General features: G+C 39.8%; 12 protein-coding genes. 11 read left to right on the top strand and 1 reads right to left on the bottom strand.

The annotated features are described in order from the left end of the window. Positions 1-28: 28 nt before the first annotated feature. Entirely contained in the window at positions 29-427 is a 399-nt protein-coding gene (locus IC619_RS03290) for an FxsA family protein (protein ID WP_191138702.1), read from the top strand. A gap of 869 nt (positions 428-1,296) precedes the next feature. Here IC619_RS03290 and ytvI read toward each other — a convergent pair. Beyond that, the gene (ytvI, locus tag IC619_RS03285; RefSeq protein WP_224749692.1) at positions 1,297-2,439 is read right to left on the bottom strand and encodes a sporulation integral membrane protein YtvI; all 1,143 of its coding nucleotides are present in this window, start codon (positions 2,437-2,439) and stop codon (positions 1,297-1,299) included. Positions 2,440-3,060: 621 nt separating this feature from the next. On the opposite strand from ytvI, the gene IC619_RS03280 reads away from it, so the two are divergent. The 10 genes from IC619_RS03280 (at position 3,061) to phoU (ending at position 13,658) form a co-directional block, all read left to right on the top strand. Continuing rightward, positions 3,061-4,173 carry a citrate synthase gene (locus IC619_RS03280; RefSeq protein ID WP_191138701.1) on the top strand — a complete coding sequence of 371 codons (1,113 nt, stop codon included), beginning with the start codon at positions 3,061-3,063 and terminating at the stop codon, positions 4,171-4,173. Positions 4,174-4,273: 100 nt separating this feature from the next. Further along, positions 4,274-5,569 carry an NADP-dependent isocitrate dehydrogenase gene (icd, locus tag IC619_RS03275; RefSeq protein WP_191138700.1) on the top strand — a complete coding sequence of 432 codons (1,296 nt, stop codon included), beginning with the start codon at positions 4,274-4,276 and terminating at the stop codon, positions 5,567-5,569. A gap of 18 nt (positions 5,570-5,587) precedes the next feature. Next, the gene (gene mdh, locus IC619_RS03270; RefSeq protein WP_191138699.1) at positions 5,588-6,529 is read left to right on the top strand and encodes a malate dehydrogenase; all 942 of its coding nucleotides are present in this window, start codon (positions 5,588-5,590) and stop codon (positions 6,527-6,529) included. A gap of 279 nt (positions 6,530-6,808) precedes the next feature. Further along, complete coding sequence (locus tag IC619_RS03265; RefSeq protein WP_191138698.1) at positions 6,809-7,519, top strand: response regulator transcription factor; 711 nt, start codon at positions 6,809-6,811, stop codon at positions 7,517-7,519. Further along, positions 7,516-9,213 (top strand): two-component system histidine kinase PnpS, encoded by a 1,698-nt coding sequence (gene pnpS, locus IC619_RS03260; protein WP_191138697.1) that lies wholly within the window; start codon positions 7,516-7,518, stop codon positions 9,211-9,213. Before IC619_RS03265 ends, pnpS begins: the two co-directional genes overlap by 4 nt. A gap of 123 nt (positions 9,214-9,336) precedes the next feature. Beyond that, on the top strand, positions 9,337-10,287 hold the full coding sequence (locus tag IC619_RS03255; protein ID WP_191138696.1) for a PstS family phosphate ABC transporter substrate-binding protein: 951 nt from the start codon (positions 9,337-9,339) through the stop codon (positions 10,285-10,287). 79 nt (positions 10,288-10,366) lie between these two features. Further along, positions 10,367-11,284: a phosphate ABC transporter permease subunit PstC gene (gene pstC, locus IC619_RS03250; RefSeq protein ID WP_191138695.1), complete on the top strand. Its 918-nt coding sequence runs from the start codon at positions 10,367-10,369 to the stop codon at positions 11,282-11,284. Next, positions 11,284-12,201 (top strand): phosphate ABC transporter permease PstA, encoded by a 918-nt coding sequence (gene pstA, locus IC619_RS03245; protein WP_191138694.1) that lies wholly within the window; start codon positions 11,284-11,286, stop codon positions 12,199-12,201. The genes pstC and pstA overlap by 1 nt, the downstream gene beginning before the upstream one ends. A 26-nt stretch (positions 12,202-12,227) precedes the next feature. Next, positions 12,228-12,986 carry a phosphate ABC transporter ATP-binding protein PstB gene (gene pstB / locus IC619_RS03240; protein WP_191138693.1) on the top strand — a complete coding sequence of 253 codons (759 nt, stop codon included), beginning with the start codon at positions 12,228-12,230 and terminating at the stop codon, positions 12,984-12,986. 15 nt (positions 12,987-13,001) lie between these two features. Next, a complete protein-coding gene (gene phoU / locus IC619_RS03235) occupies positions 13,002-13,658 on the top strand; it encodes a phosphate signaling complex protein PhoU (protein ID WP_191138692.1) in 657 nt (218 codons plus the stop codon). Positions 13,659-13,666: the final 8 nt, after the last annotated feature.

Below are 13,666 nucleotides of genomic sequence, written 5' to 3'. Positions count from 1 at the left end.
ATCAAAATAATTAAAAAGGAGAATGACCATGTTTTGGTTACTTGTCGGAATATTTATCATGGTACCCGCACTTGAACTATGGGGTTTAATTACAGTGGGGAGTTTTATTGGACCAGGATGGACGATCTTACTAGTGATTGCGACAGGTGTATTAGGAAGTTATTTAGCCCGTAAAGAGGGTTTAAATACTTATCAACTGGCCATGATTCAGCTTAGAAACAATGAAGTGCCTACAGACGCCATTATTGATGGGGTTATGATTCTACTTGGTGGTATTATGCTGATCACTCCTGGTTTTTTAACTGATATAATGGGCTTTCTCCTCGTAATTCCCTATACAAGAAGCATACTACGTTTACTTGCCATACGCATCTTACAGCGAAAAATGAAAGAGGGTAAGATTGTTTTATATCGACGACGATCTTAAGGGCATAAAAAAAGGAGCAGACTTTAAAAGTCGGCTCCTTTTTATGTGTAGACAGATTGTTGTAAAAACATGTCTTTGAATTATTTTACTAAATTGACCTGTAATAATAAGTGTTTGTGGGAAGGGGGTGCCACTGTCAATCATGGGAAGTGTAGGATGTTGTTAGACCCAAAAAGTTAGAAGCGTCAATTTGCTACACAGGAATCATTTTACGGTCAGACTGTTTCTTCCAACCAACCCCATAGGATTCAGTTAGCAAAGATCACTCGCTTTTGGAGTTTTCGCACTATCGGATTTATTAAAGCAGAGCTTGTTGCTCTAAGCATCTACCCCATTGAAATGGGAAGGATTCGCGTTCACAAGTCCTAAAAAAAGTTGAATGATAAAGGATATGTAAAGAAAATCACGATTGAGAATAGAAGATAAGCAATTGCTCCCAGTAAGATTGGGTTAATATTTAATGAAAATATTTTGTTTTCCATTTTCACGCCATGCGTATACTGCACGCCGCTATCTAGATTGTGACTTATGAATCCTCCTTCACTTGAGAAGAAGATGACTCCGATAAGTATGAATAAGCTTAGCATAAAAGTAGTATCGTGGAAATTATAATCAAATTTCCATACGATTAGAAATGTAAGGCCTAACTCTAACAAGAATGTAATTGTAAAAACCATTAATTTCTTTAAATTCATATTATTACCTCCAATTGATATAATAAAAGCATATATAGGGATGGTAATCAAGTAATTTCAATATTTCTGTTAAAGTGACGAAAAAGTTTACACGACAAAAAAATAAGTGAGACTCCCTTAGGTCATAGCGGGGGTCTCACTTAATCCCTAGTTTTAGATCGTTTTTACATGAAGTTATGAGCGTGGGTTGTCAGGTTTATCGTTTCCGATGATGTATTGCCAAATATCACGAAAGACATGGGCACGATGTAGTGCGAGCAAGATGACCACAAAAACGGGTCCAATGATTAAACCAAAAAACCCGAATAACTGTAACCCGATAAACAGTGCGATTAAGGTAAGCAAGGGATCTAATCCCACATTACTGGCTACTAATTTAGGCTCTAAAGCTTGCCGTACGACAATGATGATCCCATATACAATCGCAAGTCCAATGCCGAGCCTGATATCGCCAACAAGCAGTGCGTAGGTAATCCAAGGCACGAGCACAGCACCTACACCTAAGTAAGGGAGTAAATCGACCACTCCGATGATGAGCGCGATCGTGATGGCATAGGGAACTCGTAAAATGAATAAGCCGGTTAACATGATTAGAGCTGTTATGGTGATCAACGTAATTTGGGCACGTAAAAAACCCATCAATGCTTTCTTCATATCTTGAAATACAAGACCACCGGTAGATTGCACACGATTAGGCATTAAATTGCCGATTCCTCTGTTTAACCGTTTCCAATCTAAACTGATAAAAAAAGCAGCAAGTGTGATAAAGACGAGGACGGTCAAGAAGAATGGAAGTTCACTGAGAAAAATACCAATAGCCGACAAAATTTTGGTGATCATATTGGTACCGTTGTTGGCAATCACACCAATATTATGTTCTAAACTGGTTGTAATTTGTTCTCGATGTGAAGGGTTTTGTTCTAAATACGATTGAACGGTATCGATAATTCGTCGCATTGAGGTATTTTCTTGGGTGAAGGTATCTGTAAATTTTTTACCGAAAGTTTCTAGTGCTGTGGGTAAAAAGTCAGATAGCTGTGTTAAACCCACTACGATTTCAGCTACAAGAAAGATGACGAGACTTAAAATAATACTCAACACGAGTAGTAAAATAACAGTTACCGCAGCCCATCTAGGAAAGCGAAAACGTCGTTCAAGCAAGTTCACCGCTGGGTTAATTAGGAGTGCAATTGCAAAGCTAATCAAAAACGGATAGATCAGAGGAAGTGTAAAGTCCAATATAAAATAACTGATGAATATAATGGTTACTACAAGTGTTGCACGAGTAATGGGGGGGATCCAAGTGCGGTTAAACAAATCGCATCTACCTCCAAGTGAAGTAATATGTATATTGAAGTTTGGCCGTTTCATCACACGGATATAAATTTTTCCATAAAAAAAGCATGATTTGCTTCTGAATTATGGGGAAATAGTAAGGATACGCGGGTCTTGTGCCCGATCATCCATTATTGTGATTATACACTTTTTTAGAGATTTGTGGAGGGTACCTCTTTTAAAAATAGTTAAATGTTTGCGCCCCAATCAAACACGTGGTAGGCGAACGTAATTCTTTTGTGTTAAAATAAGTATCGTTAAGAGGAAGGGCACCCCTATCTATACGAAATAATGAACGATTACTTGGTCTTTTATTTAGATTGTACATGTTGGGCTATCTAGAGAGTTGACTGGCTGAGCTCTTTTGTTATGTTTGTGAATACTTGAAGTAGGACTCCCAAGCTCACAAAATGGGTTTTGCCCGCTTGTCGCCTTAAATGGCTTGCCGAATGGCAAGTTTTCTTTTAGGACTTTAGCAACAAGGTCTTTCTAAATAAAAGAGTCTTTTTATGAGACTAAGAGAATGATTGTTCATTCATTTTTTATATGAAGATCATGAATGTGAAATAATGAGGGTGCCTTCGAATTGAAAGGAGCGATTATATGTCGGCTGCAAAAGGTTTAGAAGGTGTAGTAGCAGTAACTTCAGAGATTAGTTCGATTATTGATGGTGTACTTACTTACAGAGGATATAATATTGATGATTTAGCAGAAAAATCTACTTTTGAAGAAACCGCATTTTTATTATGGAATGGCCGTCTACCAAAGCAAACTGAGTTGGATCAATTGAAAAAAGATTTAGATGCACATGCAGCGATTTCTGAAATCGTTATTGAGCAACTTAAAGCTTACCCTAAAGATGTTCATCCAATGAGTATGTTACGTACCGCAGTTTCATCATTAGCATTATTTGACCCAGAAGCAGAAGTAAAAACAGAAGCATCCAATCATAATAAGGCGATTCAGCTAACAGCTAAGATTCCAACGATTATTACGGCATTTGCACGTATTCGTGAAGGAAAGGAGCCAGTAGCTCCTAAGTCGGGTCTTGGCTTTGCGGCAAACTTTCTCTACATGTTAAATGGAGAAGAACCTACTGAAGTGGCAGCTAAAGCCTTAGACAAAGCGCTTATCTTACATGCTGATCATGAATTAAATGCATCCACATTTGCAGCTCGTGTCACAACAGGCACACTCTCAGATGTGTATTCTGCAGTAACTTCAGCAATTGGAGCGCTCAAAGGACCTCTTCACGGTGGAGCGAATGAGCAAGTGATGGCTACTCTAGAAGAGATTGGTTCAGTCGACCGTATCGTCCCTGTAATTGAAGAAAAACTTGCCAATAAAGAAAAGATTATGGGCTTTGGACATCGGGTATATAAAGATGGTGACCCTCGTGCAAAACATTTACGGGAAATGTCTCGTCAATTAGGGGAGCAAAAAGCAGATACCAAATGGTATGACATGTCTGTAAAGATTGATGAGTTGGTTGTTGACAAAAAAGGATTGAAACCAAATGTGGACTTCTACTCTGCATCTGTCTATACCTATTTGGATATTCCTAGAGATCTCTTCACACCTATCTTTGCTACAAGTCGTGTAACAGGATGGACTGCACATATTTTAGAACAATACGCTAACAACCGTTTGATTCGTCCACGTGCTGAATACACAGGACTTGCTAACCAAAAATATGTTTCAATCAATGAGCGGTAACTTGGTGTATAATAGGTAAGTGAAAGGGGCGAAGATCATTCGCCCCTCATTTCACATCATATGATTTAGCGATTATCACTATTTCGTGAGGGGTGTTTATATGGCGCGTTTTGAAAAATTACAAACTCCTACTACTGGAGAAAAGATAACAGTAACAAATGGGGAATTACAGGTTCCGAATCACCCCATTATTCCTTTTATCGAAGGAGATGGAATTGGCCCTGATATCTGGGCAGCTTCACAACGTGTTTTAGATGCAGCAGTTGAAAAGGCTTACAGTGGTAATAAAAAGATATCATGGTTTGAAGTATATGCAGGTGAAAAAGCAAATGAATTGTATAATGAATGGCTTCCAAAAGATACGTTAGACGCGATTGAGGAGTATCTCGTAGCCATTAAAGGACCATTAACGACTCCAGTTGGAGGAGGTATGCGCTCGCTGAATGTGGCTTTACGTCAGGAGTTAGACCTATACGTTTGCTTACGACCTGTCCGTTATTTTGAGGGGGTCCCGTCACCTGTAAAGCGCCCACAAGATGTAGATATGGTTATCTTCCGTGAGAATTCCGAAGATATTTATGCAGGTATCGAGTATCAAGCTGAAACGGGTGATGCTCAGAAGTTGATTCAGTTTTTACAACAGGAACTTGGTGTGAAAAAAATTCGTTTCCCTGAAACTTCTGGTATTGGTATTAAGCCAGTGTCACAAGAAGGAACAGAACGATTAGTTAAAGCTGCAATTGATTATGCCATTGAGCACAAACGTAAAAGTGTTACACTCGTACATAAAGGTAACATCATGAAATTTACCGAAGGTGCTTTCAAAAATTGGGGATATGAAATTGCTGAGCGCGATTATAAAGATCAAGTTTTCACATGGGCCCAGTATGACCGGATTAAAGCAGAAAAAGGTACAGCTGCTGCCAATGATGCGCAATCAAAAGCAGAAGCTGAAGGGAAAATTATTGTCAAAGATAGTATCGCAGATGCCTTTTTACAACAGATCTTAACGAGACCTGCTGAGTATGATGTCATTGCAACACTTAACCTAAATGGTGATTACGTTTCAGATGCACTTGCAGCTCAAGTAGGAGGAATTGGGATCGCTCCCGGTGCGAACATCAACTATCAATCCGGACATGCTATTTTTGAAGCTACCCACGGAACAGCGCCAAAATATGCTGGACTAGACAAAGTGAATCCTGGATCAGTAATTTTATCCGGTGTCTTAATGCTTGAACATCTAGGCTGGAAAGAAGCCGCTGATCTCATTTATGGGTCTATGGCCAAAACGATTAGTCAGAAAACAGTAACTTACGATTTCGCACGTCTGATGGACGATGCAATCGAAGTGAAATGCTCAGAGTTCGCAAATCATTTAATCGATAATCTATAAAACGGGGAGAGTTTGTATATGCCTATCGTTCGTAAAAAGATTTCTGTGATTGGTGCTGGATTTACTGGAGCCACCACTGCCTTTATGTTAGCACAGAAGGAATTAGGGGATGTCGTACTCGTAGATATTCCACAAGCAGAAAATCCGACTAAAGGAAAAGCTTTAGACATGTTAGAAGCAAGTCCTGTACAAGGTTTTGACAGCAATATTATTGGCACAAGCAATTATGAAGAAACGGCTAACTCTGATCTTGTCATCATCACAGCTGGAATTGCGCGCAAACCAGGAATGAGCCGTGATGATCTTGTCAATACCAACGCTAAAGTGATGCGTGCGGTTACAGAGCAAATTGTTAAACATTCTCCTGATACGACGATTATGGTATTAACGAACCCAGTTGATGCGATGACATACGAAGTATATCGTACTTCTGGATTCCCGAAACACCGTGTAATTGGACAATCTGGTGTTTTAGATACTGCGCGTTTCCGTACATTTGTTGCGCAGGAACTGAACGTCTCAGTAGAAGATGTGACTGGCTTTGTATTAGGTGGACATGGAGATGACATGGTTCCACTCATTCGCTACTCTTACGCAGGTGGAATTCCGTTACAAAACTTAATACCACAAGATCGTCTTGATGCGATTGTTGCGCGTACTCGTAAAGGTGGAGCTGAAATTGTAAACCTTCTCGGGAATGGGAGTGCTTATTATGCCCCAGCTGCTTCCTTAGTGCAAATGGCTGAAGCATTCCTGAAAGACAAAAAACGGATCTTACCCGCAATTGCATATCTAGAAGGTGAATACGGATATAATGACCTATATCTCGGCGTACCAACCATTATTGGCGGTAGCGGGATTGAGAAAGTCATTGAACTTGAGCTTACAAATGACGAAAAAGAAGCATTGGATCGTTCTGTTGATTCTGTTCGTAAAGTCATGCAAGTATTACAAGGTTAAAATTTTTCTTACATCATCCCATGGCCATTAGGCCATGGGATTTCTTAACGTTTTCTTAACTTATTTATGCTATGATTTTGATAAAGATTTTGAATCAGTCATGTCGATTAGCTAAAATTAGGGTGTGCCTACCGCAATTTAGCGGAGCCGGATCGTTAATCTGACCGACTGGGAGTTTTGAGAGCACCGTATGGCAAAGTGCATGGAAAGCACAATGCACGAAGGTAAAATGGAATAATCATGTAAATCGCTACGCTTGATTTTGAATGGAGGTTAAGCATGGGGAAAAGAATCTTAGTTGTCGATGATGAGCAATCAATTGTAAAATTATTGAAATTTAACCTTGAAAAGGAAGGTTATGATGTAGAGGTTGCCTATGATGGGCAAGTTGCGATAGATAAGCTACAGTATTTGTCTGTTGATTTACTCATACTAGACCTGATGTTGCCCAAAATGGACGGATTAGAAGTGTGCCGTCGCATTCGGCAAGGAAAAAAACATTTGCCGATTTTAATGCTTACGGCTAAAGCTGAAGAATTTGATAAAGTATTAGGTTTGGAATTAGGTGCAGATGATTATATGACAAAACCTTTTAGCCCACGTGAGTTGACTGCAAGGGTGAAAGCGATCCTACGAAGAGTCGAAGCCGCTCAAGTTAAAGAAGAAATAAGTGATGGGACAAAAAACATGCATATTGGGAACATGAACATAGATATAGAAGGATATGTCATTTATCGAGACGATGAAGAGATTGATTTAACGCCTAAAGAATTTGAACTGATGGTGTATATGGCAAATCATCGTGGAAAAGTGTTGTCTAGAGATCAATTATTAAATGCGGTTTGGAACTATGACTATGTAGGGGATTCTAGGATTGTAGACGTCCATGTCAGTCACCTGCGCGATAAAATTGAAGAGGACACACGTAACCCTGTCTTTATTAAGACGGTGAGGGGGATCGGATATAAGTTTGAAGGTCCAAAAGAATGATGAAACCACTTCGCTATCGTATTACATGGTCCTTCTTGGTGTTAATCGGTTTGTCGATTATCGGTACAGGTGCTTTTGTGGCATTATTGCTCAAAACATCTTATTTAGAGTCAATGGGAGATCGCTACATTAAAGAGGGGAAATTAATAATAGAAACATTAGATTTTGATGCTGATATTCAAACACAACTGGAAAATCAGAGTCGTATTTTAGAGAGTGACTTAATCTTGTTTGATCAGCAAGGGAACTGGATGGCGGGTACAACTGCAAAAGAAGAGATAGCCCCTATAAACCTAGCAATACTTGAAGAAGGCGTCGAAAATCATAGTCAACAATTGGTAACAACGATTCCGATTAAACGTGGAGATCAACGAATGGGCGCACTCCAATTAATTCAGGATAAAGGCCGTTTGAATGGGTCGCTTCAACCGGTCTGGTTTTCGTTAGCCTTAGGGATGGCTGTCGCTTATGCCTTAGTTGCACTTGCAAGTGCCCGCATTGCACGAAGTGTGACCAAACCGATTGAAGAAATGACTCAGGTAGCAGTTGATATAGCAAAAAACAGAATACAAAAAAGGGTGCAACAAGAAGGAGATGATGAAGTTGCGCGCTTGGGACAAGCGATTAATCGGATGGCACATAGTCTGAGAAAACAGATGGATACAATCCGAAAAAGTGAGCGCCGCTTGAGTAGTGTGATTGAATCTATGGAGAGTGGCTTACTAATGATTGATCCTATGGGTAAAGTAAGTGTAGCAAATGCTTCCTTTGAGCGTTTATTAGGCGTGCCAATCAGTGACATAATCGGTAAGCCGCATACAGAACTTACATATCCTTATAATTTAAGTAAATTGATCACTGAATCTGCTGAATCGGGTGAGCGCTTAAAGAAAGAAGTTCATCTTTATTATCCGAAAGAACGTATGTTAGAACTTAACTTCGCTCCGATGTGGGTGGAGAAAAATGGAGTAGGTGTAGTGGTCGTCATCCATGATTTAACAGCTATTCGACGCTTAGAACAATTACGAAAAGACTTTGTTGCGAATGTTTCTCATGAATTAAAAACACCGATTACTTCAATTAGAGGCTTCGCTGAAACTTTATTAGATGGCGCCATGCAAGACGATGAAACTTGCAAGGAGTTTCTAACGATTATCTATGACGAAAGCTTACGTTTACAAAGATTAATTGCGGATATTTTAGATCTTTCTCGAATTGAGTCGAGGCAATTAGCGTTGCAAACTGAAGCGATCTTAATCAAGAATGTGATCGAAAAAATAGTTATAAAAGTTGAAAAGCAGAGACGAATGAATGGTCAGCAACTTGAGATTGATGTACCCCATAATATGACAGTGTCTGTAGATTTAGACCGCTTTCACCAAATTATCCTGAATTTACTAACCAATGCGATGGCCTATACACCAAACGGCGGCACAATTGGGTTAAAAGTAATGGAACAAAAGCATAACTGGACCTTACAAGTAACGGATAATGGGATTGGAATACCTGAAGATGATTTACCACGTATTTTTGAGCGGTTTTATCGCGTCGAAAAAGATCGATCACGTGCATCAGGTGGTACTGGACTAGGTCTCGCTATCGTAAAACATTTAGTAGAAGCTCATCACGGTACGATACATGTTCACAGTCGAGTCGGAAAAGGGACAACCTTTATCTTAGATTTCCCCAAGTGAAGTTCAACTTTACAAAAACTTAATATTGTATTTAATAAAGAACAATACTATCCGTGTATAGTTCTAATTGTCGAAGAAACGCTTGAGAAAATGATATTGAAATCGTAGGGGGATACGTTGTCTATGTCTATGTTCAAAAAAGGACTTATGCTCGGAAGTGTTGTTGCAGTATTATTTGGGGGAGCAGTAGGCTGTGCACAAAGTGAATCTGGAAAAGAAAACCCAGAAGGGAATAGTGGTGGTCTCTCAGGTTCAGTAACGATCGACGGTTCTAGTACAGTATACCCGATTTCGCAAGCAGTAGCAGAAGATTTTATGAAAGAAAATAAAGATGTTCGCGTAACTGTAGGTGAGTCAGGTACAGGTGGCGGATTTAAAAAGTGGTCAAATGGGGAAACTGACATAAATGATGCTTCTCGCCCCATTAAAGATGAAGAAAAAACAAAAGCAACTGAGAGTGGAATCGAACCAATTGAGATTCCTGTCGCATATGATGGGATTTCGATTGTTGTAAATAAAGAGAACGATTTTGTAGACTCACTAACCGTAGATGAGTTAAAAAAGATTTGGGAACCTGAAAGTAAAGTAAAAACCTGGCAAGATATTCGTCAAGAATGGCCCGCAGAGGAAATTAAACTATACGGTCCTGGAACGGCTTCAGGTACCTTTGACTACTTCACAGATGAAATTGTAGGAGAAGAGGGAAAAAGCCGTACAGATTACACAAACTCTGAAGATGATAATGTGCTCGTTAAAGGCGTTCAGGGCGATAAACATAGCTTAGGTTATTTCGGATATGCTTACTACCTTGAAAATAAAGATAATCTCAAAGTTGTAAAAGTAGATGGTGGAAAAGGACCAATTGAGCCAACGGATACCACGATTAACGATGGGACCTACGCTCCACTTTCACGCCCCATCTTTATATATGTAAGTAATAAGGCATTAGAGAAACCTGAAGTAAAAGCATTCGTGCAATACTATCTCGAAACTGCTAAAGATTTAGTTGGAGATGTAGGATATGTTCCATTGAAAGATGAAGAATATCAAGCATCTCTAGACAAAATTAAGTAAATAATGGATAGGATTGAAAACGGTAAAGGAGTGGACATATAGGTCCACCCTTTTTCCCTTGTTTCAAGGAGGAGATAGGATGTCCCAGTCGAACCGGTTTAAGCGAAAGAAAACATTCCGTAACACATTGGAAGGGATGATTCCCAAAATATTACTCGCATGTGCTTTTTTATCGATTATCACGACATTTGCTATTATTTTTACCTTATTATCTGAGACGGTTTCCTTTTTTCAAGAAGTTCCTTTCCTTTCTTTTATTACAGGAACAGAATGGACAGCCCTCTTTAGTGAAGCGCAACAACAGTTTGGTATTTTACCGTTAGTTGCGGGGACGTTACTCATCACAGTGGGTGCTGCTATCGTGGCTATCCCAGTGGGGCTTGCTAGTGCGATTTATTTAAGTGAGTTTGCACCCGAGCGTGTACGAAAAGTGCTTAAACCTGTTTTAGAGGTGTTAGCTGGTATTCCCACAATTGTATACGGATATTTTGCAATTACAGTCATTACACCTATGCTAAGATTTTTCATGCCTGAACTTAACTTTTTTAATGCACTAAGTGCCAGTATAGCGGTAGGAATCATGATTATCCCGATGATTGCTTCCCTATCGGAAGACGCCATGCGTGCTGTTCCCGATCATATTCGTGAAGCAGCGTATGGTCTAGGGTCTACGCGATTGGAAGTGGCTTTAAAGATTGTATTACCAGCTGCCTTATCTGGCGTCATTGCTTCATTTGTATTAGCCTTATCTCGGGCAATTGGTGAAACGATGATCGTTACGATAGCAGCAGGTGCAACCCCCAATTTGACGGCCAATCCAACTGAAACCGTTCAAACGATGACAGCGTTTATGGTTCAAGCAGCATCAGGCGATATCTCTTTTCAAAGCATTGTATATAAATCGATCTATGCAGTGGGGATGACCTTATTTGTATTTACACTCGTGATGAACTTGATGGCACAATGGATTGCACGACGCTTTAGGGAGGAATATTAATGGCTACACAAGATACATTTGAAGGTAAAAATACCTCATCGCTGTCTGATGAGTCCGCCTTCCAAAAAGGATCGGCACGAGTTACCTATCGACGATTTAAAAACAAAAGTGCACATGCGCTATTCTTAGGTGCTACTTTAATTGGTGTTGTGATATTAGCAATCTTGCTATACGATATCTTTCAACGTGGGCTTCCTTACTTAAATAGTGATTTTATCCAGAATTTTGCTTCACGCCGTCCATCTCAAGCGGGTATACAAGCCGCTTTGTGGGGTTCGATTTGGGTGATTGCCGTAACTGCACCCCTCACCTTTGTGATTGGCGTAGCTTCAGCCATTTATTTAGAAGAATATAGCCAAAAAGGCTTTTTATATCGTTTTATTCAGCTTAGTATTGGGAATTTAGCCGGTGTACCTTCCATTGTATTTGGTATGTTAGGTTTAACCATATTTGTACGTCAGTTGGCTTTAGGAAGAAGTGTGTTAGCTGGAGCGCTTACCATGACATTACTGATCTTACCGATTGTCATTGTTTCAGCTCGTGAAGCAATTGCAAGCGTTCCCAATGCATTGCGGCATGCGTCACTTGCGATGGGAGCAACGCGTTGGCAGACCATCCGTCAAGTGGTACTGCCCTATTCTCTACCAGGGATTTTGACGGGAACGATTTTAGCGCTCTCACGTGCGATTGGAGAAACTGCACCGCTTATCATGGTTGGAGCCGTTACTTATGTGGCCTTTAATCCTACTTCACTTATGGATGAGTTTACAGTGTTACCGATTCAAATTTATAACTGGATGGGGCAACCCAAAGAGGAATTTCAATATTTAGCAGCAGCGGGCATAATTGTTTTACTAGCTATTTTACTTTCCATGAATGCGATCGCCATCTATTTACGGAATAAATTTCAACGGTAATCAGACATAACAAGGAGCGAATCAAGATGAAACATCATGCCATTTCTGTGCAAGATTTAAATTTATATTATGGTGACAAACATGCGCTGAAAGATATTAAAATTGACATAGAAGAAAAATCTGTAACCGCCCTGATCGGGCCATCTGGCTGTGGCAAATCTACTTTCTTACGTACACTTAATCGAATGAATGACCTGATCTCAGGTGTTAAAATATCAGGGGTGATCAATGTTCATGATCAAAATATTTATGACAATGAAGTGGAAGTAGAAATGCTACGCAAACAAATCGGAATGGTGTTTCAAGCCCCTAATCCATTTCCTAAAAGCATATATGATAATGTTGCTTATGGACCGCGGATTCATGGCATGCGAAACAAAAATGAATTGGATCAAATTGTAGAAAAAAGTTTACGAGGGGCAGCCCTTTGGGATGAAGTGAAGGATCGCTTAAAAGATCGAGCAACGGGCTTATCTGGTGGGCAACAGCAACGTCTTTGTATTGCCCGCGCACTCGCCGTGGAGCCTGAAATCTTATTGATGGACGAACCTACATCTGCTTTAGATCCGATCTCTACGGCTAAAATAGAAGAACTGGTACAGGAATTAAAGCAAAACTATACAATCGTGATTGTAACGCATAATATGCAACAAGCTGCCCGTATTTCCGATAAGACAGCCTTCTTCCTAAATGGGGATCTGATCGAATATAATGATACTGATACCTTGTTTTCTAACCCTGAAGATCAGAAAACAGAAGATTATATTACAGGTCGTTTTGGCTAGAGGGGAGGTTGTTTTGTGGAACGTCAATTTGATCATCTATTAAAAGAGGTTAAAAATTTATTGCTTGATATGGGGTCAAAGCTGGAGGTTGCTATTGATAAAGCCATGCGATCACTTACTACGCAAAATGTTCCTTTAGCCGAGCTTGTCATCAGTGAAGATTCGCGCATTGATCAGCTTGAGAATCAGATTGATGATGTAGTTGCTAAATTGATTGCAACGCAACAACCCGTTGCGAAAGACCTCAGAATGCTGATTGCTGTGATGAAAATCTCTGCTGATATGGAACGGATGGCTGATCTAGCTTCTAATATTGCGAAAGTAACGACTGAATTAGCGGGTAAAAATCAAGACTTCATTCAAAAACTGACAGCTTTACCAGAAATGGCGAAAACGACTCAAATGATGGTACATGATAGTATTAATAGCTATATTGCAGGTAATACAGAATTAGCTAAAAAGGTTGCACGTACAGACGATTTGGTTGATCGTCAATATGTAACCATCGTACAAGAATTAACCGAATTCTTGCCACAAAGCAATGAAAATGCGGAAAGTGCATTAAAGCTATGTTTTGTAGCACGCTATCTCGAGCGCATTGCGGATCATGCGACCAATATTGTAGAGTGTGTATTTTATATTGAAACAGGTAAAAAAGCAGATTTAAATTAAGTCGACAA

Source organism: Polycladospora coralii (genome assembly GCF_014773435.2).
GTDB classification, from domain to species: Bacteria; Bacillota; Bacilli; order Thermoactinomycetales; family Thermoactinomycetaceae; genus Polycladospora; species Polycladospora coralii.
The sequence above is the reverse complement of the archived record's forward strand: the minus strand, read 5'-3'. Positions and strand labels throughout refer to the sequence as shown.